This window comes from Pseudomonas savastanoi (assembly GCF_020917325.1).
Taxonomy (GTDB): Bacteria; Pseudomonadota; Gammaproteobacteria; order Pseudomonadales; family Pseudomonadaceae; genus Aquipseudomonas; species Aquipseudomonas amygdali.
In genome coordinates, this window is record NZ_CP076652.1 from 3,665,624 (window position 1) to 3,691,355 (window position 25,732).

The 25,732-nt window shown below is 58.4% G+C and carries 23 protein-coding genes; 22 read left to right on the forward strand and 1 reads right to left on the reverse strand.

The window, feature by feature from the left end; genetic code table 11:
- Positions 1-26: 26 nt before the first annotated feature.
- Positions 27-389 carry an ATP-dependent Clp protease adapter ClpS gene (gene clpS, locus KP808_RS15330; protein WP_002554001.1) on the reverse strand — a complete coding sequence of 121 codons (363 nt, stop codon included), beginning with the start codon at positions 387-389 and terminating at the stop codon, positions 27-29.
- Between the two features lie 219 nt (positions 390-608).
- Here clpS and cspD point away from each other — a divergent pair, with 219 nt between their 5' ends.
- From cspD to nuoM, 22 genes are all read left to right on the forward strand, one after another.
- Positions 609-887 (forward strand): cold shock domain-containing protein CspD, encoded by a 279-nt coding sequence (gene cspD, locus KP808_RS15335; RefSeq protein WP_407692684.1) that lies wholly within the window; start codon positions 609-611, stop codon positions 885-887.
- A 596-nt stretch (positions 888-1,483) separates the two neighbouring features.
- Complete coding sequence (locus tag KP808_RS15340) at positions 1,484-3,715, forward strand: NADP-dependent isocitrate dehydrogenase (protein ID WP_058400394.1); 2,232 nt, start codon at positions 1,484-1,486, stop codon at positions 3,713-3,715.
- A gap of 142 nt (positions 3,716-3,857) precedes the next feature.
- The gene (locus tag KP808_RS15345; protein WP_230016440.1) at positions 3,858-4,304 is read left to right on the forward strand and encodes an NUDIX hydrolase; all 447 of its coding nucleotides are present in this window, start codon (positions 3,858-3,860) and stop codon (positions 4,302-4,304) included.
- A 60-nt stretch (positions 4,305-4,364) separates the two neighbouring features.
- Positions 4,365-5,495, forward strand: coding sequence for a tRNA 2-thiouridine(34) synthase MnmA (mnmA, locus tag KP808_RS15350; RefSeq protein ID WP_017701972.1), 1,131 nt, complete (start codon positions 4,365-4,367; stop codon positions 5,493-5,495).
- On the forward strand, positions 5,495-6,115 hold the full coding sequence (gene hflD / locus KP808_RS15355) for a high frequency lysogenization protein HflD (protein ID WP_002554006.1): 621 nt from the start codon (positions 5,495-5,497) through the stop codon (positions 6,113-6,115). Before mnmA ends, hflD begins: the two co-directional genes overlap by 1 nt.
- Before the next feature lie 131 nt (positions 6,116-6,246).
- Positions 6,247-7,617 (forward strand): adenylosuccinate lyase, encoded by a 1,371-nt coding sequence (gene purB / locus KP808_RS15360; protein ID WP_058400393.1) that lies wholly within the window; start codon positions 6,247-6,249, stop codon positions 7,615-7,617.
- A gap of 60 nt (positions 7,618-7,677) precedes the next feature.
- On the forward strand, positions 7,678-8,844 hold the full coding sequence (locus tag KP808_RS15365) for a ribosomal protein uL16 3-hydroxylase (RefSeq protein ID WP_002554007.1): 1,167 nt from the start codon (positions 7,678-7,680) through the stop codon (positions 8,842-8,844).
- Positions 8,837-9,268 carry a GNAT family N-acetyltransferase gene (locus tag KP808_RS15370; protein WP_122258949.1) on the forward strand — a complete coding sequence of 144 codons (432 nt, stop codon included), beginning with the start codon at positions 8,837-8,839 and terminating at the stop codon, positions 9,266-9,268. The genes KP808_RS15365 and KP808_RS15370 overlap by 8 nt, the downstream gene beginning before the upstream one ends.
- Positions 9,269-9,445: 177 nt before the next feature.
- A complete protein-coding gene (locus tag KP808_RS15375) occupies positions 9,446-10,189 on the forward strand; it encodes a secretin N-terminal domain-containing protein (RefSeq protein ID WP_122258948.1) in 744 nt (247 codons plus the stop codon).
- A 277-nt stretch (positions 10,190-10,466) separates the two neighbouring features.
- Positions 10,467-11,792 (forward strand): isocitrate lyase, encoded by a 1,326-nt coding sequence (gene aceA / locus KP808_RS15380; protein WP_005731868.1) that lies wholly within the window; start codon positions 10,467-10,469, stop codon positions 11,790-11,792.
- A 463-nt stretch (positions 11,793-12,255) separates the two neighbouring features.
- Positions 12,256-12,669 (forward strand): NADH-quinone oxidoreductase subunit A, encoded by a 414-nt coding sequence (locus KP808_RS15385; protein WP_002554011.1) that lies wholly within the window; start codon positions 12,256-12,258, stop codon positions 12,667-12,669.
- A gap of 10 nt (positions 12,670-12,679) precedes the next feature.
- Positions 12,680-13,354, forward strand: a complete 675-nt coding sequence (locus KP808_RS15390; protein WP_002554012.1) for a NuoB/complex I 20 kDa subunit family protein — start codon at positions 12,680-12,682, stop codon at positions 13,352-13,354.
- Positions 13,355-13,428: 74 nt separating this feature from the next.
- The gene (nuoC, locus tag KP808_RS15395; RefSeq protein WP_002554013.1) at positions 13,429-15,210 is read left to right on the forward strand and encodes an NADH-quinone oxidoreductase subunit C/D; all 1,782 of its coding nucleotides are present in this window, start codon (positions 13,429-13,431) and stop codon (positions 15,208-15,210) included.
- A gap of 2 nt (positions 15,211-15,212) precedes the next feature.
- Entirely contained in the window at positions 15,213-15,710 is a 498-nt protein-coding gene (gene nuoE / locus KP808_RS15400) for an NADH-quinone oxidoreductase subunit NuoE (RefSeq protein WP_002554014.1), read from the forward strand.
- On the forward strand, positions 15,707-17,065 hold the full coding sequence (nuoF, locus tag KP808_RS15405) for an NADH-quinone oxidoreductase subunit NuoF (protein ID WP_230016441.1): 1,359 nt from the start codon (positions 15,707-15,709) through the stop codon (positions 17,063-17,065). The genes nuoE and nuoF overlap by 4 nt, the downstream gene beginning before the upstream one ends.
- A gap of 136 nt (positions 17,066-17,201) precedes the next feature.
- Positions 17,202-19,919, forward strand: a complete 2,718-nt coding sequence (gene nuoG / locus KP808_RS15410; RefSeq protein ID WP_230016442.1) for an NADH-quinone oxidoreductase subunit NuoG — start codon at positions 17,202-17,204, stop codon at positions 19,917-19,919.
- Entirely contained in the window at positions 19,916-20,923 is a 1,008-nt protein-coding gene (gene nuoH, locus KP808_RS15415; protein ID WP_002554017.1) for an NADH-quinone oxidoreductase subunit NuoH, read from the forward strand. The genes nuoG and nuoH overlap by 4 nt, the downstream gene beginning before the upstream one ends.
- 11 nt (positions 20,924-20,934) lie before the next feature.
- Positions 20,935-21,483, forward strand: a complete 549-nt coding sequence (gene nuoI / locus KP808_RS15420) for an NADH-quinone oxidoreductase subunit NuoI (RefSeq protein ID WP_002554018.1) — start codon at positions 20,935-20,937, stop codon at positions 21,481-21,483.
- A gap of 10 nt (positions 21,484-21,493) precedes the next feature.
- Complete coding sequence (gene nuoJ, locus KP808_RS15425) at positions 21,494-22,003, forward strand: NADH-quinone oxidoreductase subunit J (protein WP_005731865.1); 510 nt, start codon at positions 21,494-21,496, stop codon at positions 22,001-22,003.
- Positions 22,000-22,308: an NADH-quinone oxidoreductase subunit NuoK gene (gene nuoK / locus KP808_RS15430; protein ID WP_002554020.1), complete on the forward strand. Its 309-nt coding sequence runs from the start codon at positions 22,000-22,002 to the stop codon at positions 22,306-22,308. The genes nuoJ and nuoK overlap by 4 nt, the downstream gene beginning before the upstream one ends.
- The gene (nuoL, locus tag KP808_RS15435) at positions 22,305-24,158 is read left to right on the forward strand and encodes an NADH-quinone oxidoreductase subunit L (RefSeq protein ID WP_058407810.1); all 1,854 of its coding nucleotides are present in this window, start codon (positions 22,305-22,307) and stop codon (positions 24,156-24,158) included. Before nuoK ends, nuoL begins: the two co-directional genes overlap by 4 nt.
- 39 nt (positions 24,159-24,197) lie before the next feature.
- The gene (nuoM, locus tag KP808_RS15440) at positions 24,198-25,730 is read left to right on the forward strand and encodes an NADH-quinone oxidoreductase subunit M (protein WP_230016443.1); all 1,533 of its coding nucleotides are present in this window, start codon (positions 24,198-24,200) and stop codon (positions 25,728-25,730) included.
- Positions 25,731-25,732: the final 2 nt, after the last annotated feature.

Sequence of the window (25,732 nt, forward strand, 5' to 3'; positions counted from 1 at the left end):
TCACCTCATACCCAAGTGGTCGGCGTTTAACCGTCCTTCTCGATCTCACAGAGTAGCGGATGCTGGCTCTCCCTGGCGTATTGATTGACCTGCATTGCCTTGGTCTCGGCGATGTCGCGGGTAAACAATCCGCAGACTGCCCGTCCCTCTGTATGGACGGCCAGCATGACTTTGGTGGCCAGCTCACGATTCAGGTTAAAAAACACCTCGAGCACTTCTACGACGAAATCCATCGGGGTGTAGTCATCGTTGAATAAAACCACCTTGTACATCGGTGGCGCCTGCAGGGTCGGCTTGGCGTCCTGCACCGCGATGCCTGCCGCGTCGTCCTCGTGCGACTGCGGACTGTCCTGATTGAATGTTAGTCGAATCTTGCTAAATGCATGCATGGAAAGAAATGTTCGTTTGAGGGCGGATTGAGCTGTCAGTCGCAGTCTGGACGCTTTTCAAACAGACCGCCACATGACCTTGACTATCAGCTAAACGGTGTTACAAACAATAGAGCCCACATTGGGTAAAAAGGGTCCGCGCAGTCAACCAAAATTTTTGGGGAGGCGGATTGAAGTGGATGATACTCCTGACGGAGTCCTTTGCAGAGGGATATGGCGATGCTTAGCGGAAAAGTCAAGTGGTTCAACAATGCAAAAGGTTATGGATTCATAATCGAAGACGGCAAGCCGGATGACGACTTGTTCGCCCATTTTTCGACCATCCAGATGGAAGGTTACAAGACCCTCAAAGCCGGCCAGCCGGTCAGTTTTGAAATCATTCAGGGGCCAAAAGGGCTGCATGCCGTGAATATCAAGTCATTGCTGGCTAAACCAGGTGAGCCTGTGAAGGAAACCCATGCTGCGTCTGAGCATGAACCTGAACATGCACACGCTTGAAATGCTCCATGGAAACAGCCTGACAGCTGACCAATGGCCTTTCGAGCCAGCTAACTGAATAATCAGAAACACGCAATGAGCCTGTGCCGGACCTTGAGAAACCGCAGCTTTGGTAACTTGAACCGATGCGACTCCACAGGGTATCGAATTAGCGGTTATTGCACCGCGGATGCCCCTACTGCAATGCCGGGCGAGCTGCAAACGTCAATCCATGACAGAGCCACCAGCGCCCCACTCCTCCGCCAGATCCCGCCTCTTGACGCCTGATTGACACCTCGTAGACATCCCGGTCGTTCGACCAACGGCGGATGTTCATTATTCGATAGCACGCATAGCATTAATGCCTCGCGCCAATGGTTTGATATACTCGCGCCGTGACCGAAGAGTCATAAAGGCTGACCCGTCTGAAATCAGACCCTCAACCTTCCTATGCGTCGGGTCGCTACCTGGCCTGACAGCTTGACGCTCGACTGATGCACCCAACATCACCGCGAATGAACCTCGACCTGGGCCCATGGCCGAACCGTGGGCAAGAGTGCATACCCTGCGCGTATCGAGATTTTGTGCATGCTCAGCAAAACAGAGAGTTAATACGAATGTCCAACCGCTCGAAGATCATCTACACCTTCACCGACGAAGCTCCGGCCCTCGCCACCTATTCGCTGCTGCCTATTATCGAAGCTTTCACAGCCTCCTCCGATATCGACGTGGAAACGCGCGACATCTCCCTGGCGGGCCGTGTTCTTTCAAGCTTCCCGGAGTCGCTTGGCGCCGATCAACAAGTGCCGGATCATCTCGCCGAGCTGGGCAAACTGGCCACTACGCCAGAAGCCAACATCATCAAGCTGCCTAACATCAGCGCCTCGGTCCCTCAATTGAAGGCGACCATCAAGGAGCTTCAGGATCAGGGCTACAAGATTCCCGACTACCCTGAAAACCCTGCCACTGACGCGGAAAAAGAAACCCGCGCACGTTACGACAAGACCAAGGGCAGCGCCGTGAACCCGGTGTTGCGCGAAGGCAACTCCGATCGTCGCGCACCACTGTCGGTCAAGAACTACGCTCGCAAGCACCCGCACAAGATGGGCGCCTGGTCTGCCGACTCCAAGGCCCACGTTGCGCACATGAGCAACGGCGACTTCTACGGCAGCGAAAAAGCTGCCCAGATCGCAGCCGACAACACCGTTAAAATCGAACTGATCGCTCAGGACGGCACCACTACCGTTCTGAAGGAAAAAACCGCCGTCAAGGCTGGCGAAGTCGTTGACTGCTCGGTGATGAGCGCCAAAGCCCTGCGCAGCTTCATTGCCGCCGAGATCGAAGACGCCCGCAAGCAAGGCGTTCTGTTCTCGGTGCATCTGAAAGCCACCATGATGAAGATCTCCGACCCGATCATGTTCGGCCAGATCGTCGATGAATTCTACAAGGATGCATTGACCAAGCACGCTGACACGCTGAAGCAGATCGGCTTCAGCCTGAACAACGGCATCGGTGACCTGTACGAGCGCATCACCAGCCTGCCTGCTGAAAAACAGGCCGAAATCAAGGCTGACATCGAAGCGGTCTACGCCACTCGCCCACAACTGGCGATGGTCAATTCCGACAAGGGCATCACCAACCTGCACGTGCCGAGCGACGTTATTGTCGACGCATCGATGCCAGCGATGATCCGTGACTCCGGCAAGATGTGGGGTACCGACGGTCAACTGCACGATGCCAAGGCAGTGATCCCGGATCGCTGCTACGCCACCATCTATCAAGCGGTCATCGAAGACTGCAAGAAAAATGGCGCATTCGACCCGACCACTATGGGCAGCGTACCGAACGTTGGCCTGATGGCTCAAAAAGCCGAAGAATATGGCTCCCACGACAAGACCTTCCACATCCAGACCAATGGGGTGGTTCGTGTAACCGACAGCCAGGGCAACCTGCTGATGGAACAGAACGTCGAAGCGGGCGATATCTGGCGCATGTGCCAAGCCAAGGACGCGCCGATCCAGGATTGGGTAAAACTGGCCGTCAATCGCGCTCGCGCCAGCAACACGCCGGCTATCTTCTGGCTGGATTCGTCTCGCGCCCATGACAGCGTGATGATCGAGAAAGTGCGCAAGTACCTGGGCGACCACGACACGTCGGGCCTGGATATCCAGATCCTGTCACCTGTCGACGCGATGAAGCTGACCCTGGAACGCACTCGCGCAGGCAAGGACACCATTTCGGTCACCGGTAACGTTCTGCGCGACTACCTGACCGACCTGTTCCCGATCATGGAACTGGGCACCAGCGCGAAGATGCTGTCGATCGTTCCGCTGATGAACGGCGGCGGCCTGTTCGAAACCGGCGCTGGTGGTTCGGCTCCGAAGCACGTGCAGCAGTTCGTCGAGGAAAACTTCCTGCGCTGGGATTCGCTGGGCGAATTCCTGGCTCTGGCTGCATCCCTTGAGCATCTGGGCCATGCCTACAACAACCCGAAAGCGCTGGTTCTGTCCAAGACTCTCGACCAGGCCACTGGCGAGTTCCTGGACCGCAACAAGTCGCCTTCGCGCAAGGTCGGCGGCATCGACAACCGCGGCAGCCATTTCTACCTGACCCTGTTCTGGGCTCAGGCACTGGCTGCTCAAAACGACGACGCAGACCTCAAGGCACAGTTCACGCCTTTGGCCAAAACCCTGACCGATAACGAAGAAAAAATCGTTGCCGAGCTGAACGCTGTCCAGGGCAAGCCGGTAGAAATTGGCGGCTACTACTTCCCTAACCCGGAAGTCACCAGCAAGGCCATGCGCCCAAGCGCCACTCTCAACGCAGCTATCGATGCGTTGAAAGCGTAAGCGGCATGAGACCGGTGCGACGCATTACTGCGTCGCCCAGCCAAAAGCCCCGGCCCGCGTGTCGGGGCTTTTGCATTAAAGCCAAAGACAGACTGGCAGCCCACATACTGAACATTCTTATCTGGCAGCAGAGGATCAATCCATGACCTGGCAAGCCCACGTTACCGTCGCCACCATCGTCGAAAATCAAGGCCGCTTTCTTTTCGTTGAGGAAATCAAAGGCGGACGCGCCGTACTCAACCAACCCGCCGGGCACCTCGACCCGAACGAGAGCCTGCAACGTGCGGCAGTGCGGGAGACTCTTGAAGAAACCGGCTGGGATGTCGAACTGACCAGCGTGGTGGGCATTTACCTGTACACCGCGCCGAGCAACGGCGTGACCTACCAGCGGATATGTTTCGCCGCCAAGGCCATACGCCATAACCCTGAATATCAGCTGGACGAAGGCATCGTTGGCGCCGTCTGGCTGACTCGCGACGAAATGCTGGCCCAACAGGAACGCTGGCGCAGCGAGCTGGTACTGCGCTGCCTGGACGATTACCTCAATGCCGAACATTTCAGTCTCGACCTGCTGCGCGACAAGGCGTGAGACTCGACGCCCTCAGCCTGATAGAATCGCGTCCTTTTACAGGTCAGCCGTTGAATCCCCATGCGTGATCCAGCCCCCTCGAACTCAGAAATGAAGCGCGTCATAGTCGGCATGTCCGGCGGCGTGGACTCTTCCGTTTCCGCCGTACTGCTCATGGAGCAGGGTTATCAGGTGGAAGGCTTGTTCATGAAGAACTGGGAAGAAGACGACGGAACGGAATATTGCACCGCCCGCGAAGACCTGGCAGATGCCCAGGCCGTGTGTGACAAGATCGGCATCAAGCTGCACACGGCCAACTTCGCCGCCGAGTACTGGGACAATGTCTTCGAACATTTCCTTGAAGAGTACAAGGCCGGGCGCACCCCCAACCCGGACATCCTCTGCAACCGGGAAATCAAGTTCAAGGCGTTTCTCGACTATGCGCTGATGCTGGGTGCCGACCTCATCGCCACTGGTCACTACGTGCGCCGTCGCGATATCGATGGCCGCACCGAACTGCTCAAGGGCCTGGACCCGAACAAGGATCAGAGCTACTTCCTGCATGCCGTCGGTGGCGAACAGATCGCCCGGACGCTGTTTCCAGTGGGTGAGCTGGAAAAACCGGAAGTACGTGCCATTGCTGAAAAACACGGCTTGGCGACGGCCAAAAAGAAGGACTCCACCGGAATCTGCTTCATTGGCGAGCGCCGTTTCACCGACTTCCTGCGTCAGTACCTGCCCGCCCAGCCTGGAGAGATCAAGACCACCGAAGGCGAAGTCATCGGTCGCCACAGCGGCCTGATGTATCACACCATCGGCCAGCGCCAGGGCCTTGGGATCGGCGGTCTCAAGGACGCCAGCGATGATCCGTGGTACGTGCTGGTCAAGGATCTGGACAACAACGAACTGATTGTCGGCCAAGGCAACGACCACCCGTGGCTGTTTTCCCGCGCACTGGTGTCTTCGGAAATCTACTGGGTCAACCCGATTGATCTGAGCAGCCCGCGCAAACTCACGGCGAAAGTCCGTTACCGCCAGAGCGACCAGCCATGCACACTGGAAAAGACCGCCGACGGCTACCGAGCCACATTCGATGATCCACAACGGGCTGTCACACCCGGACAGTCCGTGGTGTTCTACGATGGCGAAATATGTCTGGGCGGCGGTGTGATCGAAATCGCCGAACCCTGGACCAGCAAGGACAAGCGTTGATGACCCCGATTCAGGAACAACTGATCGCTCTGGGTGGCGTATTTCAGGCCGCGGTACTGGTCGACCGGATCGCCAAGACCGGACAGGTCAGCGAAGCGGCGCTGAGCTGCATGCTCGGCAGCCTGCTGGTGGTTGACCCGAAGGATACGCTGGACGTCTACGGCGGCGATGACCTCAACCTGCACGAAGGCTATCGCGCCATGGCCAGCGCTCTTGAACGCGACCCTGCGACACTGCAGCGCGAACCGCTGCGTTACGCCCTGTCGATGCTCGGCCTGGAGCGACAGCTGGCCAAGCGCGACGACCTGCTCGAAATCATCGGCAGGCGCATCCCGGTGATTCAATCGCAGGTCGAACACTTCGGCATCGCTCACGAAAACGTGATCGCTGCGACCGGTGCCCTTTACGAAGATACCCTGAGCACCTTGCGCCAACGCATTCAGGTCCAGGGTGACATGCGCAACCTGCAGCAACCGAACAACGCATCAAAGATTCGCGCCATCCTGCTGGCAGGCATTCGCTCCGCGCGCCTGTGGCGACAAGTTGGCGGTCATCGCTGGCAACTTGTGTTCAGCCGTCGCAAGCTATTGAAAGAACTCTACCCATTGCTGCACGGCTGATCCGCCACGCACCAATGACCTTCACCACCACAGGCACGGCGCTGTCTACGCTGGTCGGCGGGCTCCGGTCCGAGTGACTTTTCATGTATGATATGCGCCCTTTTCGTTGCCCGACTGTCCGAGAGCATCCCATGCAGCTTTCTTCGCTCACTGCGGTTTCCCCTGTTGATGGCCGCTACGCCGGCAAAACCCAGGCCTTGCGCCCTATTTTCAGCGAATACGGCCTGATCCGTTTCCGTGTGATGGTTGAAGTTCGCTGGCTCCAGCGCCTCGCGGCTCACCCGCAAATTACCGAAGTCCCGGCTTTCTCCGCGCAAGCCAATGCCATTCTCAACACATTGGCTGAAGACTTTTCGGTGGAGCACGCCGAGCGCGTCAAGGAAATCGAGCGCACCACCAACCACGACGTCAAGGCTGTGGAATACCTGCTCAAGGAACAGGCTGCAAAACTGCCTGAGCTGGACAAGGTCAGCGAGTTCATCCACTTTGCCTGCACCAGCGAAGACATCAACAACCTGTCTCACGCACTGATGCTGCGTGAAGGCCGTGACACTGTAATGCTGCCGCTGATGCGCCAGATTGCCGATGCTATCCGTGAACTGGCGATCCGCTTCGCTGACGTGCCAATGCTCTCGCGCACGCACGGCCAGCCAGCTTCCCCGACTACGCTGGGCAAGGAATTGGCCAACGTGGTTTACCGCCTGGAACGCCAGATCAACCAGATCGCCGCAGTGCCCTTGCTGGGCAAGATCAACGGTGCGGTCGGCAACTACAACGCCCACCTCTCCGCCTATGCCGATATCGACTGGGAAGCCAACGCACGCGCGTTCATCGAAGACGAGCTGGGTCTGGGCTTCAACCCGTACACCACGCAAATCGAACCGCATGACTACATCGCCGAGCTGTTTGATGCGATTGCGCGCTTCAACACTATCCTGATCGACTTCGATCGCGATATCTGGGGCTATATATCCCTGGGCTACTTCAAGCAGCGCACCATTGCTGGCGAAATCGGCTCGTCGACCATGCCACACAAGGTCAACCCGATCGACTTCGAAAACTCCGAAGGCAATCTGGGCATCGCCAACGCGCTGTTCCAGCATCTGGCGAGCAAACTGCCTGTCTCTCGCTGGCAGCGTGACCTGACCGACTCCACCGTACTGCGCAACCTGGGCGTCGGCTTTGCCCATAGCGTTATTGCTTACGAAGCCAGCCTCAAAGGCATCAGCAAGCTGGAACTGAACGAGCAACGCATCGCTGCCGACCTGGACGCGTGCTGGGAAGTTCTGGCAGAGCCGATTCAGACCGTCATGCGCCGTTACAACATCGAAAACCCGTACGAAAAACTGAAAGAACTGACACGCGGCAAGGGCATCGGCCCGGAAGCGCTGCAGACTTTCATCGACGGTCTGGACATGCCTGCCGAAGCAAAGGCCGAGCTGAAGAAGCTCACGCCAGCCAACTACATCGGTAACGCAGCGGCTCAGGCCAAGCGCATCTGACACGCAAAAAAATTGCACACGCCCGGCTGTGCCGGGCGTTTTCATTTCAAGGGCTTACACATGAATCCTGATATTCCTCTGCAACTTCTGGGCGGCATCAGTGCACGCGTTTTTCTGCGTGACTACTGGCAGAAAAAACCGCTGCTGATCCGCCAGGCTCTGCCGGACTTTCAAAGCCCGATCGATGCGGACGAGCTGGCTGGCCTTGCTCTAGAGGAAGAAGTCGAGTCCCGCCTGGTCCTCGAACACGGCGAGCGTCCCTGGGAGCTGCGTCGCGGCCCCTTTGCGGAGGATGAATTCAGCAAGCTGCCCGAACGCGACTGGACCCTGCTGGTGCAGGCTGTGGACCAGTTCGTTCCGGAAGTCAGTGAACTGCTGGAAAACTTCCGCTTCCTGCCAAGCTGGCGCATTGACGATGTAATGATCAGCTACGCCGCCCCAGGTGGCAGCGTCGGCCCGCATTTCGATAACTATGACGTGTTCCTGCTTCAGGGCCACGGCAAGCGTCACTGGCAGATCGGCCAAATGTGCGATGCAGAAAGCCCGCTGCTGCAGCATGCCGACCTGCGCATCCTTGCCGAATTCGAAAAAACCGAAGAGTGGACGCTGGAACCGGGCGACATGCTTTACCTGCCGCCACGTCTGGCTCACTGCGGCGTTGCCGTCGACGACTGCCTGACCTACTCGGTCGGTTTCCGCGCGCCAAGCGCTGCCGAGGTCCTGACTCATTTCACCGATTTCCTCAGCCAGTTCATCCCGGATGAAGAGCGCTACACCGACGCTGACGCGCAACCGGTCAGCGATCCGCATCAGATCCAGCACGATGCGCTGGACCGACTCAAAGCGCTGCTGACCGAACACATGAGTGACGAGCGCCTGCTGCTGACCTGGTTCGGCCAGTTCATGACCGAACCGCGCTACCCTGAACTGGTCACCGGTCCGGAACTGGAGGAAGACGACCTGCTCGACAGTCTCGAACAGGGCGCAGTGCTGATTCGCAACCCGAGCGCAAGACTGGCCTGGTCTGAAGTCGACGACGATCTGCTACTGTTTGCCAGTGGTCAGAGCCGTCTGTTGCCGGGCAGTCTGCGCGAATTGCTTAAACTGATCTGTGCTGCCGACGCATTGCACAGTGAAAACCTCGGCCAATGGTTGGCCGATGACGATGGACGCAATCTGCTTTGCGAACTCGTAAAACAAGGAAGTCTGGGATTTGCCGATGAATAAAGTCACCGTAGCTGTCGCACAATGGCAGAAAAACAACGCCGACATCCGGCGCATACGCGATTCGGTATTCATCGCCGAGCAATCGGTGCCACCGGAGCTGGAGTGGGACGCTGAAGATGCGACTGCCGTGCATTTTCTCGCCTATGAAGGGGAATACGCAGTAGGCACCGCTCGCCTGCTGCCCGACGGTGAAATCGGTCGGCTGTCGGTTCTCAAGGACTGGCGCGGCATGAAAGTCGGTGAAGCGTTACTCGGTGCGGTGATCCACGAGGCCGAACAACGTGGACTGGAGCCGCTGAAGCTCAGCGCTCAAGTGCAGGCCGTCGAGTTTTACCAGCGCTTCGGGTTTGCCGTGGTCAGTGACGAGTTTCTCGAAGCCGGTTTACCGCACGTCGAGATGCGCCGCGAGACACCTGAAGCCTGATTATGTAGGCGCGTTTCAAAGCACTACATGATGATCGCCCTGCCCTTTTTCGCTAGACACTTTTCAGGTCGAGATGAAAAATGCCAGGGCGTTTTTGTGGCGGCCCATTCAGCTTGCCCGACTATAGCCGATACACTGGCAAACTCATGCTTTACGCGCTTATCGCGGAGAATGATCATGCCAGTCCGTAACCTGCTTAACGTGGTAATCACCTCAGTGCTGATCGCATTCAGCACTCAGGCCCTTTCAGCGACCGAAGTCGTTCCGCTCAATTACCGCACCAGTGCCGATCTGCTACCCGTAGCTAAATCCTTTCTAGGTACCGAAGGCTCCGTCAGCGCTTATGGCAATCAACTGATTGTCAATGCAGAGTCGCGCAAGATAGAAGAGCTTCGCAGCCTTATCGCGCAACTCGATACCGCGCCTAAACGCCTGCTGATCAGCGTCGACACCAGCGAAAACGCGGCGCGCAACAGCAGTGGCTCACGCGTCATAGAATACGGCACCACCAGCCGTGAGGGCGGCGTGCAGCAAGTGCAGACCAGCGAAGGTACGCCAGCACTTATCCAGATCGGCCAGAGCGTTCCGCTGACCTCCTCGTCCACGGACTCCTATGGCTACTCCCAAAGCAATACTGAATATCGCAATGTAACCCAGGGCTTTTACGTCACTGCCAGTGTGACCGGCGATACCGTTCACCTGAGCATCAGCACCAACCATGACCGCATGAGTCAGGAGCGCGCTGACGCCATAAAAGTGCAAAGTACCGATAGCCAGGTCAGCGGCCGGCTCGGAGAATGGATCACGCTGGCGAGCAATAGCGATCAATCGGTTGCCGATCAGCGTGGCCTTGCACAACGCTATTCAACCCAGGGTCGCGACGACATGATTTTGCGCGTAAAGGTCGAAACCCTCGAGTAGCCTGCGCTGGCGCGAAACCCAGCACCTACGGGCCTTTTAGTGACTCACCAGTCTGATTACGCATTTATGTAGTGAGACTGAAAAAGCACTACAAATTGTTTGACGACCCCGATACCCCGAGGCATGATTGCCTCGCTCCCGCTGATCGGAGGCTGCGCAAAAAGCCTTTGACTGTCGCTCTCCGAGCAGTGAGCAGCCATCTACAGTGCCTTCGATAAACGAGGCGTTTTGGCGGAGCAGGACTTCTAATCAAGACCTACTTCTCGGGGTTTACAAAATGGCACTGACACGCGAACAACAAATAGCCGCTCTCGAAAAAGACTGGGCCGAAAATCCGCGCTGGAAAAACGTGACCCGTACTTACTCCGCAGCCGATGTGGTCCGCTTGCGTGGCTCGGTTCAACCCGAACACACCTTTGCACGGCTGGGCGCTGACAAACTGTGGAATTTGGTGACCCAAGGCGCCAGGCCGTCTTTCCGGCCAGACAAGGACTTCGTCAACTGCATGGGCGCTCTGACCGGCGGTCAGGCCGTGCAGCAGGTCAAGGCCGGTATTCAGGCCATCTACCTTTCCGGCTGGCAGGTTGCTGCCGATAACAACTCTGCCGAATCGATGTACCCGGATCAGTCGCTGTACCCAGTCGACTCGGTGCCAACCGTGGTCAAGCGCATCAACAATTCGTTCCGCCGTGCCGATCAGATCCAGTGGAAAGCCGGCAAGGCTCCGGGTGACGAAGGTTATATCGACTATTTCGCGCCCATCGTGGCCGACGCAGAGGCCGGATTCGGCGGCGTGCTCAATGCGTACGAACTGATGAAAAGCATGATCGAGGCGGGGGCCGCCGGGGTGCATTTTGAAGATCAGTTGGCATCGGTGAAGAAATGCGGCCACATGGGCGGCAAAGTGCTGGTCCCGACTCAGGAAGCGGTTCAAAAACTGGTTGCTGCGCGCCTGGCCGCCGACGTGGCCGGTGTGCCGACGATCATTCTGGCCCGTACCGACGCCAACGCTGCCGACCTGCTGACTTCCGATTGCGACCCCTATGACAAGCCGTTCGTGACCGGCGAACGGACTCATGAGGGGTTCTACAAAGTACGTGCAGGTCTGGATCAGGCAATCTCACGCGGCCTCGCCTACGCGCCTTATGCCGACTTGATCTGGTGTGAAACCGCCAAGCCGGATCTGGACGAGGCACGCCGCTTCGCCGAAGCAATCAAGAAGGAGTACCCGGACCAGTTGCTTTCCTACAACTGCTCGCCGTCCTTCAACTGGAAGAAAAACCTCGACGACGCAACCATCGCCAAGTTTCAGCGCGAGCTTTCGGCAATGGGCTACAAGCACCAGTTCATCACCCTGGCAGGCATTCACAACATGTGGCACAGCATGTTCAACCTGGCGCACGACTACGCCCGCAACGACATGACTGCCTACGTGAAGCTACAGGAACAGGAATTCGCCGATGCTGCCAAGGGCTATACCTTCGTGGCCCACCAGCAGGAAGTGGGCACGGGGTATTTCGATGACATGACCACCGTGATTCAGGGCGGCGTATCGTCGGTAACCGCACTGACCGGCTCGACGGAAGAAGAGCAATTTCACTGAGACACCGCGCAACGCGTTGAAAACACAGACCGTCCGTAAGGGCGGTCTGTGTTTTGTATCAGATAGTGCCTGTATTGATTTCGGACAATGTGCAGCTCACGAACAGATGCTACAAAAACCGCACTTTATAAGCGGTGTCCTTCATAACTATGCTCCGAGTATCCTTTGGCGAACTATGCAGGTCCATTTAAATGATATTAATTATCATTCAAATTGCCTTTCGTTCCTTTTCGTCATCGAGAAACATAATTAGCCAAAACCTTGCTGACGCCCGGCTGGCATGCCTTACAGCCCTCATGAAGGACGGCAGGCGATTAATTTCGTAAATAAATTTCATGTAGAAAATTTACTTGCCAACTGTTTGCACATAAAATCAATCCGTTGACCGCACTGCGACATTTCGTCACTGCCTCGACTCTTTATCAAGCACAGAGACCTTTGCTCTCTAACAAGGACTGACAGCATGCCCGAATCGACAGGTCTGATTGCCCATAACTGGGGCTTCGCCATTTTCCTTTTGGGTGTTGTCGGCCTCTGCGCCTTCATGCTCGGCCTCTCCAGCCTGCTCGGAAGCAAGGCCTGGGGCCGCAGCAAGAACGAACCTTTCGAATCCGGCATGCTGCCTACCGGCAGTGCGCGTCTGCGTCTCTCCGCAAAATTCTATCTGGTCGCGATGCTCTTCGTGATCTTTGACATTGAAGCCCTCTTTCTCTTTGCCTGGTCTGTGTCCGTCCGCGAAAGCGGCTGGACCGGATTCGTCGAAGCTCTCGTTTTCATAGCAATTCTGTTGGCAGGTCTTGTCTACCTATGGCGGGTTGGCGCTCTTGACTGGGCTCCTGAAGGTCGCCGTAATCGGCAAGCGAAGCTGAAACAATGAGGCTTTGGCGATGCAATATAATCTCACAAGGATCGACCCGGACGCTCCTAACGAGCAGTACCCCATCGGCAAACGGGAAACCGTTTCCGATCCGTTAGAAGATCAAGTCCACAAAAACATCTACATGGGCAAGCTGGAAGACGTGCTGAATGGTGCGGTCAACTGGGGACGTAAAAACTCCCTGTGGCCCTACAATTTCGGCTTGTCGTGCTGCTATGTGGAAATGACCACCGCCTTCACGGCCCCTCACGATATCGCGCGCTTCGGTGCGGAAGTTATCCGGGCGTCGCCACGACAGGCGGATTTCATGGTCATTGCCGGTACCTGCTTCATCAAGATGGCACCGATCATCCAGCGTCTCTACGAGCAAATGCTCGAACCCAAGTGGGTCATTTCCATGGGTTCATGTGCCAACTCCGGTGGCATGTACGACATCTACTCAGTGGTCCAGGGGGTGGACAAATTCCTTCCCGTGGATGTCTACGTGCCCGGCTGCCCGCCCCGCCCCGAAGCATTTCTGCAAGGCTTGATGCTGTTGCAGGAATCCATCGGCAAGGAGCGTCGCCCTCTTTCCTGGGTCGTTGGCGATCAAGGCGTATACCGCGCCGAGATGCCTTCGCAAAAGGAACAGCGCCGCGAACAGCGTATTCAGGTAACCAACCTGCGCAGCCCCGACGAAGTCTGATACAGCCCGTTCTTCTTATAAAAAAGACAGGAACCGGGGTTGATTCTGTACGTTGACCGAAGTGATTGAGACCTATGACTGCAGACAACGCTCTGTACATCCCGCCTTACAAGGCTGACGACCAAGACGTCGTCGTTGAACTGAACAACCGTTTTGGTGCCGAGGCGTTCACTGCCCAGCCGACCCGTACCGGCATGCCGGTCCTGTGGGTCGAGCGCGCCCGGCTGTTTGAAATTCTGACGTTCCTGCGCAACGTGCCCAAGCCCTACTCCATGCTCTATGACCTGCATGGCGTGGACGAGCGTCTGCGCACCAACCGTCGCGGCCTGCCCGGTGCAGACTTCACCGTGTTCTATCACCTGCTGTCGATCGAGCGAAACAGCGACGTGATGATCAAGGTAGCGCTGTCCGAAAGCGACCTGAGTGTGCCCACCATTACCAGTATCTGGCCCAACGCCAACTGGTATGAGCGCGAAGTCTGGGACATGTTCGGCATCGACTTTCCGGGACACCCGCATCTAAGCCGCATCATGATGCCGCCAACCTGGGAAGGTCACCCGCTGCGCAAGGACTTCCCTGCCCGCGCGACGGAGTTTGACCCCTACAGCCTGACCCTCGCCAAACAGCAACTGGAAGAGGAAGCTGCACGTTTCCGTCCGGAAGACTGGGGCATGAAACGTTCTGGCGCGAACGAGGACTACATGTTCCTCAACCTCGGGCCGAACCACCCTTCCGCTCACGGTGCGTTCCGTATCATTCTGCAGCTGGATGGCGAAGAAATCGTCGACTGCGTTCCGGACATCGGCTACCACCACCGTGGTGCAGAAAAGATGGCCGAGCGCCAGTCCTGGCACAGCTTCATCCCGTACACCGACCGCATCGATTATCTCGGCGGGGTGATGAACAACCTGCCTTACGTACTCTCTGTCGAAAAACTGGCAGGCATCAAGGTACCGGAAAAGGTCGACGTCATCCGCATCATGATGGCCGAGTTCTTCCGTATCACCAGCCACCTGTTGTTCCTGGGTACCTACATCCAGGACGTGGGTGCCATGACGCCGGTGTTCTTCACGTTCACCGACCGCCAGAAAGCCTACACCGTGATCGAAGCCATTACCGGTTTCCGTCTGCATCCGGCCTGGTATCGTATCGGCGGGGTCGCCCACGACCTGCCTCGTGGCTGGGAAAAACTGGTCAAGGACTTCGTCGACTGGTTGCCCAAGCGCCTTGACGAATACACCAAGGCTGCCCTGCAGAACAGTATCCTCAAGGGTCGTACCGTGGGCGTTGCCGCCTACAACACCAAAGAGGCCCTGGAATGGGGCGTCACCGGTGCAGGCCTGCGCTCCACGGGCTGCGATTTCGACTTGCGCAAGGCACGCCCTTACTCCGGCTACGAGAACTTCGAGTTTGAAGTACCGCTGGCCGCGAACGGCGATGCCTACGACCGCTGCATGGTCCGCGTAGAAGAGATGCGCCAGAGCATCAAGATCATCGATCAGTGCATGCGCAACATGCCGGAAGGCCCGTACAAAGCGGATCATCCGCTGACCACGCCGCCACCGAAAGAGCGCACCCTGCAGCACATCGAAACCCTGATCACGCACTTCCTGCAGGTTTCGTGGGGCCCGGTCATGCCGGCCAACGAGTCCTTCCAGATGATCGAAGCGACCAAGGGTATCAACAGCTATTACCTGACGAGCGACGGCGGCACCATGAGCTACCGTACCCGGATCCGCACCCCGAGTTACCCGCACCTGCAGCAGATCCCTTCGGTGATCAAAGGCAGCATGGTCGCGGACTTGATCGCGTACCTGGGTAGTATCGATTTCGTTATGGCCGACGTGGACCGCTAAGCATGAATAGCCCGCTAATCCAGACTGACCGTTTCGCCCTGAGCGAAACCGAGCGCTCGGCCATCGAGCACGAGATGCATCACTACGAAGACCCGCGCGCGGCGTCCATCGAGGCCCTGAAGATCGTTCAGAAAGAGCGTGGCTGGGTGCCAGATGGCGCCATCTACGCAATCGGCGATTTACTGGGCATCCCCGCCAGCGACGTCGAAGGTGTTGCCACCTTTTACAGCCAGATCTTCCGCCAGCCGGTCGGACGCCACATAATTCGCGTCTGCAACAGCATGGTGTGCTTCATCGGCGGCCACGAAAACGTGGTCGACGAGATCAAGAGCTCACTGGGCATCGGCCTGGGTCAGACCACCGCTGACGGTCGCTTCACCTTGCTGCCGGTCTGCTGCCTCGGCAACTGTGACAAGGCGCCGGCCGTGATGGTCGACGACGACACTTTCGGCGATGTACAGCCTGCTGGCGTTGCCAAGATGCTGGAGGGTTACCTATGACCATCACTTCCTTCGGCCCTGCCAATCGCATTGCGCGCACGGCAGAAACCCATCCGCTGACCTGGCGTCTGCGCGACGACGGCGAGCCGGTCTGGCTCGACGAGTATCAGGCCAAAGACGGTTATGCAGCAGCGCGCAAGGCGCTGACGCAACAGTCGCCTGACGATATCGTCCAGTCGGTCAAGGACTCGGGCCTCAAGGGCCGCGGTGGCGCAGGCTTCCCCACCGGTGTGAAATGGGGCCTGATGCCCAAAGACGAATCCATGAACATCCGCTACCTGCTGTGCAACGCGGACGAGATGGAGCCCAACACCTGGAAAGACCGCATGCTGATGGAGCAACTGCCCCATCTGCTGGTCGAGGGCATGCTGATCAGTGCCCGCGCGCTGAAAGCCTATCGCGGCTATATCTTCCTGCGCGGCGAATACGTCACTGCGGCCAAGCACCTCAATCGCGCAGTGGCGGAAGCCAAGGCCGCCGGTTTGCTGGGCAAGAACATTCTCGGCACCGGGTTCGACTTCGAACTGTTCGTGCACACCGGTGCCGGTCGCTACATTTGCGGTGAAGAAACCGCACTGATCAACTCGCTGGAAGGCCGCCGCGCCAACCCGCGCTCCAAGCCGCCCTTCCCTGCTGCCGTAGGCGTCTGGGGCAAGCCGACCTGCGTAAACAACGTCGAAACCCTGTGCAACGTCCCCGCCATCGTCAACAACGGCAACGACTGGTACAAGTCGCTGGCCCGCGAAGGCAGTGAGGACCACGGCACCAAACTGATGGGTTTCTCCGGCAAGGTCAAAAACCCCGGTTTGTGGGAACTACCCTTCGGCGTACAGGCTCGCGAACTGTTCGAAGACTACGCCGGTGGAATGCGCGACGGCTTCAAGCTCAAGTGCTGGCAACCCGGTGGCGCCGGTACCGGATTCCTGCTCCCGGAGCATCTGGATGCCCAGATGTACGCAGGCGGTATTGCCAAGGTCGGCACCCGGATGGGTACCGGTCTGGCGATGGCGGTCGACGATTCGGTCAACATGGTCTCGCTGCTGCGCAACATGGAAGAGTTCTTCGCTCAGGAGTCCTGCGGCTTCTGCACCCCATGCCGCGACGGTTTGCCATGGAGCGTGAAAATGCTTCGTGCCATCGAGAAGGGTCAGGGGCAGCCGGGGGATATCGAAACCCTGCTGGGTCTGGTCAACTTCCTCGGCCCAGGCAAGACCTTCTGCGCCCATGCACCGGGCGCTGTTGAACCGCTGGGCAGCGCGATCAAGTATTTCCGTTCGGAGTTCGAAGCCGGTATTGCGCCAGCCAGCGCAGCCACACTCGTTCCGGGCAAAAGTCCGACCGTGGTCGGCGCATAACAAGACACAACGGCCGGCGGCTGTTCGGGCTGCCGTCCTCGTACCTGCTGACGCCCTCCGGGCTGAACGATACGGGTACTACCGAGATTCCATTAGCCACGCCCGCTGACAACGGGCCAACGAAGACCTTTGAACCATGGCTACTATTCACGTAGACGGCAAAGCGCTCGAAGTCGATGGTGCAGACAACCTGTTACAGGCATGTCTGTCGCTGGGCCTCGATATCCCTTATTTCTGCTGGCACCCTGCCCTTGGCAGCGTTGGCGCCTGTCGCCAGTGCGCGGTCAAGCAGTACACCGACGAGAACGACACACGCGGTCGTATCGTCATGTCCTGCATGACGCCAGCCACTGACAACACCTGGATCTCCATCGAAGACGATGAGTCCAAGGCCTTCCGGGCCAGTGTCGTCGAATGGCTGATGACCAACCACCCGCATGACTGCCCGGTCTGCGAGGAAGGTGGTCACTGCCACCTGCAGGACATGACGGTGATGACCGGCCACAACGAGCGCCGTTATCGCTTCACCAAGCGTACCCACCAGAATCAGGAGCTGGGGCCGTTCATCGCGCATGAGATGAACCGCTGCATCGCCTGTTATCGGTGCGTACGCTTCTACAAAGACTACGCAGGCGGCACTGACCTGGGCGTTTACGGCGCTCACGACAATGTTTACTTCGGTCGCGTTGAAGACGGCACGCTGGAAAGCGAGTTCTCCGGCAACCTCACCGAGGTCTGCCCGACCGGTGTGTTCACCGACAAGACCCACTCCGAGCGCTACAACCGCAAGTGGGACATGCAGTTCTCGCCAAGCATCTGCCACGGCTGCTCCAGCGGCTGCAACATCAGCCCGGGTGAGCGTTACGGTGAATTGCGCCGTATCGAAAACCGCTACAACGGCTCGGTCAACCAGTACTTTCTCTGCGACCGCGGCCGTTTCGGCTATGGCTACGTCAACCGCACAGACCGTCCACGTCAGCCGCTGCTCGCTGAAGGCCAGGTCAAACTGAGCCTTGACCAGGCACTGGACAAGGCGGCGGACCTGTTGCGCGGTCGCAACATCGTTGGTATCGGCTCTCCTCGCGCCAGCCTTGAAAGCAACTACGCACTGCGTGAGCTGGTGGGCGCCGAGCATTTCTACAGCGGTATCGAAGCCGGTGAGCTGGAGCGTATCAGGCTGATCCTCAAGGTGCTGAACGACAGTCCGCTGCCGATCCCGACCCTGCGTGACATCGAAGATCACGATGCCATTTTCGTGCTCGGCGAAGACTTGACCCAGACGGCGGCACGTATGGCCCTGGGCTTGCGCCAAGCCGTCAAAGGCAAGGCTGAAGACATGGCTGCGGCGATGAAAGTCCAGCCGTGGCTCGACGCTGCCGTGAAGAACATTGGCCAGCACGAACTTAACCCGCTGTTCATTGCCAGCCTCGCCGAGACTCGTCTCGACGATATCGCAGAAGAATGCGTGCACGCTGCACCTGACGACCTGGCTCGCATCGGTTTCGCCGTTGCCCATGCACTGGACGCCAGCGCCCCGGCCGTAGAAGGTCTGGACAGCGAGGCGCTGGAACTGGCGCAACGTATTGCCGATGCCCTGCTCGCGGCCAAACGTCCGCTGATCATTTCCGGCAGCTCGCTGGGTTCGACAGCGCTGATCGAGGCGGCGGCAAACATTGCCAAGGCCTTGAAGCTGCGTGACAAGCAAGGCTCCATCAGCCTGATCGTGCCGGAAGCCAACAGCATGGGTCTGGCGATGTTTGGTGGCGATTCTGTCGATGCCGCTCTGCAAGCGGTGATTTCCGGCCAGGCCGACGCCATCGTGGTACTGGAAAACGATCTGTATCGCCGTGTAGACGCCAAAATTGTCGACGCTGCGCTGAGCGCTGCGAAAGTCGTGATCGTCGCCGACCACCAGAAAACCCCGACCAGTGATCGTGCGCATCTGGTCCTGCCAGCTGCCAGCTTCGCTGAAGGCGACGGCACGCTGGTCAGCCAGGAAGGCCGCGCTCAGCGCTTCTTCCAGGTGTTCGATCCGACCTACCTGGATGCCAGCATTCTGGTTCACGAAGGCTGGCGCTGGCTGCATGCCCTGCGCGCCACATTGCTGAACAAGCCGGTCGACTGGACGCAACTCGATCACGTCACCGAAGCCTGCGCCGGCAGCACCCCGCAACTGGCGGGTATCGTCAACGCTGCGCCGTCTGCCTCATTCCGGATCAAGGGCCTTAAACTGGCTCGTGAACCACTGCGTTACAGTGGTCGCACGGCGATGCGCGCCAACATCAGCGTGCATGAGCCGCGCACCTCGCAGGACAACGACACGGCTTTCTCCTTCTCCATGGAAGGTTATTCAGGTTCTGCCGAACCTCGTCAGCAAGTGCCGTTCGCCTGGTCTCCGGGCTGGAACTCACCGCAGGCCTGGAACAAGTTCCAGGACGAAGTCGGTGGTCACTTGCGCGCCGGCGACCCGGGCACTCGCCTGATCGAAAGCCAGGGCGATGGTCTGTCGTGGTTCTCCAGCGTGCCACGTGCGTTCTCGCCAGAGCGCGGCACCTGGCAGGTCGTACCGTTCTTCCACCTGTTTGGCAGCGACGAAACCTCGTCTCTGGCCGCTCCGGTTCAGGAACGTATCCCGCAGGCTTATGTGGCGCTGGCCAAATCCGAAGCCGATCGCCTGGGTGTCAACGACGGTGCCCTGCTCTCCTTGAGCGTTGGCGGTGAATTGCTGACCTTGCCGTTGCGCATCAACGAAGAACTGGGCGCGGGCCTTGTGGCATTGCCGGCAGGACTGCCAGGCATTCCGCCAGCGATCTTCGGCAAATCCGTTGACGGTCTGCAGGAGGCAGCGCAATGACCTGGTTTACCCCTGATGTGATCGACGCAATCATTGCGGCCGTCAAAGCCATTGTCGTGCTACTGGCCGTGGTGGTCTGCGGTGCGCTGCTGAGCTTTGTGGAACGTCGTTTGCTGGGTTGGTGGCAAGACCGTTATGGTCCGAACCGAGTAGGCCCGTTCGGCATGTTCCAGATTGCAGCCGACATGCTGAAAATGTTCTTCAAGGAAGACTGGAATCCGCCGTTCGCCGACAAGGTGATTTTCACCCTGGCCCCCGTTGTTGCAATGAGCGCCTTGTTGATTGCCTTTGCAGTCATCCCGATTACCCCGACATGGGGTGTGGCGGACCTGAACATCGGTCTGCTGTTCTTCTTCGCCATGGCGGGTCTGTCGGTGTATGCGGTGCTGTTCGCCGGCTGGTCGAGCAACAACAAGTTCGCCCTGCTGGGCAGCCTGCGTGCTTCGGCACAAACCGTATCCTACGAAGTGTTCATGGGCCTTGCGCTGATGGGCATCGTGGTTCAGGTCGGCTCGTTCAACATGCGCGACATCGTTGAATATCAGGCGCAGAACCTGTGGTTCATCATTCCGCAGTTCTTCGGCTTCTGTACGTTCTTCATCGCGGGTGTTGCGGTGACTCACCGCCACCCGTTCGACCAACCGGAAGCCGAGCAGGAACTGGCTGACGGCTACCACATTGAATATGCCGGCATGAAATGGGGCATGTTCTTCGTGGGCGAATACATCGGGATCATCTTGATCTCGGCGCTGCTGGTCACGCTGTTCTTCGGTGGCTGGCACGGCCCGTTCGACATTCTGCCATCGCTGGCATTCTTCTGGTTCGCCTTGAAAACCGCGTTCTTCATCATGCTGTTCATCTTGCTGCGCGCTTCCATCCCGCGCCCGCGTTATGACCAGGTCATGGATTTCAGCTGGAAGTTCTGTCTGCCGCTGACCCTGATCAATTTGCTGGTGACTGCTGCGATTGTGTTGTTGAACACACCGGCAGGCTCGGTTCAGTGAGGATTTGACTCATGTTCAAATATATTGGTGACATCGTTAAGGGTACAGGTACCCAGTTGCGCAGCCTGGTCATGGTCTTCGGCCACGGCTTCCGCAAACGCGACACCCTGCAATACCCCGAAGAGCAGGTATATCTGCCGCCCCGCTACCGTGGCCGTATCGTTCTGACCCGCGACCCTGACGGCGAAGAGCGCTGCGTAGCCTGCAACCTGTGTGCAGTGGCATGCCCGGTCGGCTGTATTTCGCTGCAGAAGGCCGAGACAGAAGACGGACGCTGGTACCCGGACTTTTTCCGCATCAACTTCTCGCGCTGCATTTTCTGTGGCCTGTGTGAAGAAGCCTGCCCGACTACCGCGATCCAGCTTACGCCGGACTTCGAGATGGCCGACTTCAAGCGTCAGGATCTGGTGTACGAGAAGGAAGATCTGCTGATCTCCGGTCCCGGCAAGAACCCTGACTACAACTTCTATCGCGTTGCCGGTATGGCCATCGGCGGTAAGCCCAAGGGCTCCGCACAGAATGAAGCCGAGCCGATCAACGTCAAGAGCTTGCTGCCTTAAGGAAGTAAAGATGGAATTCGCTTTCTACTTCGCATCCGGTATCGCTGTTGTGTCCACCCTGCGGGTGATCACCAACACGAATCCGGTGCATGCCCTGCTCTACCTGATCATCTCGCTGATCGCTGTGGCCATGACTTTTTTCAGCCTCGGTGCGCCGTTTGCCGGTGTGCTGGAAGTCATTGCCTATGCGGGCGCGATCATGGTCCTGTTCGTGTTTGTGGTGATGATGCTGAACCTCGGCCCAGCCTCGGTTCAGCAGGAACGTGCATGGCTCAAACCCGGCATCTGGATTGGTCCGGTGATTCTCGGCACGCTTTTGCTGGCCGAGTTGCTGTACGTACTGTTCGCCAATCAGACTGGCGCTGCAATCGGTCACACCACAGTCGACGCCAAGGCGGTCGGCATCAGCCTGTTCGGGCCTTATCTGCTGGTGGTGGAACTCGCCTCGATGCTGCTGCTTGCTGCAGCCGTCACGGCATTCCATCTGGGCCGCAACGAGGCCAAGGAGCCAAGCCAATGAATGCTATCCCTCTTGAGCACGGTCTGGCGGTCGCCGGGGTCCTGTTCTGCCTGGGTCTGGTCGGCCTGATGGTGCGCCGTAACATTCTCTTCGTTTTGATGAGCCTGGAAATCATGATGAACGCCTCTGCACTGGCGTTCGTAGTTGCCGGCAGTCGTTGGGCTCAACCGGATGGGCAGGTCATGTTCATCCTGGTGATCAGCCTTGCGGCAGCCGAGGCCAGTATCGGCCTGGCGATCCTGATGCAACTGTATCGCCGCTTCCACACTCTCGATATCGATGCTGCCAGCGAGATGCGCGGATGAATCTTCTCTTTCTGACTTTCGTATTTCCCCTCATCGGTTTTCTGCTGCTGTCGTTCTCTCGTGGGCGCATATCGGAAAACCTTGCGGCGCTCATTGGCGTCGGCTCCATCGGCCTTTCAGCCATCGTCACGGCGTGGGTCATCTGGCAGTTCAACGTGGCACCGCCGGAAGGTGGCCACTACACCCAGGTGCTGTGGCGCTGGATGGACGTTGATGGCTTCCAGCCCAACTTCGCGCTGTATCTGGACGGTCTGTCCGTCACGATGCTGGGCGTAGTGGTTGGCGTCGGCTTCCTGATCCACCTGTTTGCGTCCTGGTACATGCGCGGTGAAGCGGGCTACTCGCGTTTCTTCTCCTACACCAATCTGTTCATTGCCAGCATGTTGTTCCTTATTCTGGGCGACAACCTGCTGTTCCTCTACTTCGGTTGGGAAGGTGTGGGCCTGTGCAGCTACCTGTTGATCGGTTTCTATTACAGCAACCGCAACAACGGCAACGCAGCACTCAAGGCGTTTATCGTGACGCGTATCGGCGACGTGTTCATGGCCATCGGCCTGTTCATCCTGTTCCAGCAGTTGGGTACGCTCAATGTGCAGGAACTGCTGGTCAAGGCACCGGAGCACTTCAAAGTCGGCGATTTCTGGATCGTGCTGGCAACGTTGATGCTGCTGGGCGGTGCTGTCGGTAAATCGGCACAACTGCCACTGCAAACCTGGCTGGCAGATGCGATGGCCGGTCCTACACCGGTTTCGGCACTGATTCACGCAGCAACCATGGTTACCGCGGGCGTCTACCTGATCGCGCGTACTCATGGCCTGTTCGCACTGGCACCGGACATACTGCATCTGGTCGGCATTGTCGGCGGCGTCACGCTGGTTCTGGCGGGTTTCGCCGCACTGGTGCAGACCGACATCAAGCGTATCCTCGCCTACTCGACCATGAGCCAGATCGGTTACATGTTCCTGGCACTGGGTGTTGGCGCCTGGGAAGGCGCGATCTTCCACCTGATGACCCACGCCTTCTTCAAAGCGCTGCTCTTCCTTGCTTCCGGCGCGGTGATCGTTGCCTGCCACCACGAGCAGAACATCTTCAAGATGGGCGGCCTGTGGAAGAAACTGCCATTGGCCTACGCCAGCTTCATCGTCGGCGGTGCAGCACTGGCTGCCCTGCCGCTGTTGACGGCAGGCTTCTACTCCAAGGACGAAATTCTCTGGGAAGCGTTCGCCAGCGGTAACAATGGCCTGCTGTACGCCGGTCTGGTTGGCGCGTTCATGACGTCGCTGTACACCTTCCGTCTGATCTTCATCGCGTTCCACGGTGAAGCCAAGACCGAAGCACACGCAGGTCACGGTATTGCTCACTGGTTGCCGCTGTCGGTACTGATCGTGCTGTCGACGTTCATTGGCGCGCTGATCACCCCGCCACTGGCAGGTGTTCTACCGCAGAGCGTTGGCCACGCCGGTGGCGAAGCCAAACACAGCCTGGAAATCGCCTCTGGCGCCATCGCCCTGGCCGGTATCCTGCTGGCAGCGCTGCTGTTTCTCGGCAAGCGCCGCCTGGCAACGGCAATCGCCAACAGTGGTCCAGGCCGCTTCCTGTCGGCCTGGTGGTTCGCTGCCTGGGGCTTCGACTGGATCTACGACAAGCTGTTCGTCAAACCTTATCTGGCGATCAGTCATGTGCTGCGTAGCGATCCGTTCGACCGCACCATCGGCTTGATCCCACGTCTGGTCAAAGGCGGTCATAACACTATGAGCCGTACCGAGACCGGCCAGCTGCGTTGGTATGCTGCCTCGATCGCCGTGGGTGCCGTTCTGGTACTTGGTGCCGTCGTTCTGGTTGCGGTCTGACATGAACCTTGCGAATTTGCGAAAGGAATTGAGCCCGTCATGATTCTGCCTTGGCTAATCCTGATCCCCTTTATCGGCGGCCTGCTGTGCTGGCTGGGTGAGCGCTTCGGCTCTACCCTGCCGCGCTGGATCGCGCTGCTGACAATGACCCTCGAACTGGTTATCGGCCTCTGGCTGTGGGCTACCGGCAATTTCGGCTACGCGCCGGTGCCTGGTGCCGACCCGACCTGGGCCCTGGAATTTCACCACCCGTGGATCACCCGCTTCGGCATCGACGTGCATCTGGCACTCGATGGTCTGTCGCTGCTGATGATCCTGCTGACCGGCCTTCTGGGTGTGCTGTCGGTGCTGTGCTCGTGGAAGGAAATCCAGCGCAAGGTCGGTTTCTTCCACCTTAACCTGATGTGGATTCTGGGCGGTGTCGTGGGCGTGTTCCTGGCCATCGACCTGTTCATGTTCTTCTTCTTCTGGGAAATGATGCTGGTGCCGATGTATTTCCTCATCGCGCTCTGGGGTCACAGCTCTTCGGACGGCAAGAAGACTCGTATCTACGCCGCAACCAAGTTCTTCATCTTCACTCAGGCCAGCGGCCTGATCATGCTGGTGGCGATCCTGGGGCTGGTGCTGGTGCACTTCAATCAGACAGGCGTGATCACCTTTGCCTACGCTGACCTGCTGAAGACCAAACTGGCACCGGGTACCGAATACATCCTGATGCTGGGCTTCTTTATTGCCTTTGCCGTGAAGCTGCCAGTGGTTCCGTTGCACTCCTGGCTGCCGGATGCGCATGCCCAGGCACCGACTGCCGGTTCTGTCGACCTGGCAGGTATCCTGCTGAAGACCGCTGCCTACGGCCTGTTGCGTTTCGCCCTGCCGCTGTTCCCCAACGCATCGGCCGAGTTCGCACCGATTGCAATGACGCTGGGCCTGGTCGGTATCTTCTACGGCGCATTCCTCGCGTTTGCCCAGACCGATATCAAGCGCCTGATTGCGTTCTCCAGCGTTTCTCACATGGGCTTTGTACTGATCGGCATCTACTCCGGCAGCCAGCAAGCGCTGCAAGGCGTACTGATCCAGATGATTGCCCACGGCCTGTCGGCTGCGGCACTGTTCATTCTCAGTGGTCAGCTGTACGAGCGCCTGCATACTCGTGACATGCGCGAGATGGGCGGCCTGTGGTCGCGTATCGCCTACATCCCGGCCATCAGCCTGTTCTTTGCCGCCGCCTCTCTGGGTCTGCCGGGGACTGGCAACTTCGTCGGCGAGTTCCTGATTCTGCTGGGCAGCTTCGCCAGCTCACCATGGATCACGGCGATCGCCACCTCCGGTCTTGTATTTGGTTCTGTCTACTCGCTGATCATGATCCACCGCGCCTACTTCGGCCCGTCGAAGTCCGACGAGGTTCTGAAGGGCATGGACGGACGTGAAATGATCATGGTGCTGGGCCTTGCGGTGTTGCTGGTCGTGCTCGGGGTTTTCCCGCAGCCTTTCCTCGACACATCGGCAGCGACCATGCACGGCGTGCAGCAATGGCTAGGCACTGCCTTCACTCAACTCGCTTCGGCCCGGTAAGA

What these genes read in the sequence shown, in the direction of transcription:
- clpS (WP_002554001.1), bottom strand. Translation starts at nt 389, where the DNA reads ATGCATGCATTTAGCAAGATTCGACTAACATTCAATCAGGACAGTCCG.
- cspD (WP_407692684.1), top strand. Translation starts at nt 609, where the DNA reads ATGCTTAGCGGAAAAGTCAAGTGGTTCAACAATGCAAAAGGTTATGGA.
- KP808_RS15340 (WP_058400394.1), top strand. Translation starts at nt 1,484, where the DNA reads ATGTCCAACCGCTCGAAGATCATCTACACCTTCACCGACGAAGCTCCG.
- KP808_RS15345 (WP_230016440.1), top strand. Translation starts at nt 3,858, where the DNA reads ATGACCTGGCAAGCCCACGTTACCGTCGCCACCATCGTCGAAAATCAA.
- mnmA (WP_017701972.1), top strand. Translation starts at nt 4,365, where the DNA reads ATGCGTGATCCAGCCCCCTCGAACTCAGAAATGAAGCGCGTCATAGTC.
- hflD (WP_002554006.1), top strand. Translation starts at nt 5,495, where the DNA reads ATGACCCCGATTCAGGAACAACTGATCGCTCTGGGTGGCGTATTTCAG.
- purB (WP_058400393.1), top strand. Translation starts at nt 6,247, where the DNA reads ATGCAGCTTTCTTCGCTCACTGCGGTTTCCCCTGTTGATGGCCGCTAC.
- KP808_RS15365 (WP_002554007.1), top strand. Translation starts at nt 7,678, where the DNA reads ATGAATCCTGATATTCCTCTGCAACTTCTGGGCGGCATCAGTGCACGC.
- KP808_RS15370 (WP_122258949.1), top strand. Translation starts at nt 8,837, where the DNA reads ATGAATAAAGTCACCGTAGCTGTCGCACAATGGCAGAAAAACAACGCC.
- KP808_RS15375 (WP_122258948.1), top strand. Translation starts at nt 9,446, where the DNA reads ATGCCAGTCCGTAACCTGCTTAACGTGGTAATCACCTCAGTGCTGATC.
- aceA (WP_005731868.1), top strand. Translation starts at nt 10,467, where the DNA reads ATGGCACTGACACGCGAACAACAAATAGCCGCTCTCGAAAAAGACTGG.
- KP808_RS15385 (WP_002554011.1), top strand. Translation starts at nt 12,256, where the DNA reads ATGCCCGAATCGACAGGTCTGATTGCCCATAACTGGGGCTTCGCCATT.
- KP808_RS15390 (WP_002554012.1), top strand. Translation starts at nt 12,680, where the DNA reads ATGCAATATAATCTCACAAGGATCGACCCGGACGCTCCTAACGAGCAG.
- nuoC (WP_002554013.1), top strand. Translation starts at nt 13,429, where the DNA reads ATGACTGCAGACAACGCTCTGTACATCCCGCCTTACAAGGCTGACGAC.
- nuoE (WP_002554014.1), top strand. Translation starts at nt 15,213, where the DNA reads ATGAATAGCCCGCTAATCCAGACTGACCGTTTCGCCCTGAGCGAAACC.
- nuoF (WP_230016441.1), top strand. Translation starts at nt 15,707, where the DNA reads ATGACCATCACTTCCTTCGGCCCTGCCAATCGCATTGCGCGCACGGCA.
- nuoG (WP_230016442.1), top strand. Translation starts at nt 17,202, where the DNA reads ATGGCTACTATTCACGTAGACGGCAAAGCGCTCGAAGTCGATGGTGCA.
- nuoH (WP_002554017.1), top strand. Translation starts at nt 19,916, where the DNA reads ATGACCTGGTTTACCCCTGATGTGATCGACGCAATCATTGCGGCCGTC.
- nuoI (WP_002554018.1), top strand. Translation starts at nt 20,935, where the DNA reads ATGTTCAAATATATTGGTGACATCGTTAAGGGTACAGGTACCCAGTTG.
- nuoJ (WP_005731865.1), top strand. Translation starts at nt 21,494, where the DNA reads ATGGAATTCGCTTTCTACTTCGCATCCGGTATCGCTGTTGTGTCCACC.
- nuoK (WP_002554020.1), top strand. Translation starts at nt 22,000, where the DNA reads ATGAATGCTATCCCTCTTGAGCACGGTCTGGCGGTCGCCGGGGTCCTG.
- nuoL (WP_058407810.1), top strand. Translation starts at nt 22,305, where the DNA reads ATGAATCTTCTCTTTCTGACTTTCGTATTTCCCCTCATCGGTTTTCTG.
- nuoM (WP_230016443.1), top strand. Translation starts at nt 24,198, where the DNA reads ATGATTCTGCCTTGGCTAATCCTGATCCCCTTTATCGGCGGCCTGCTG.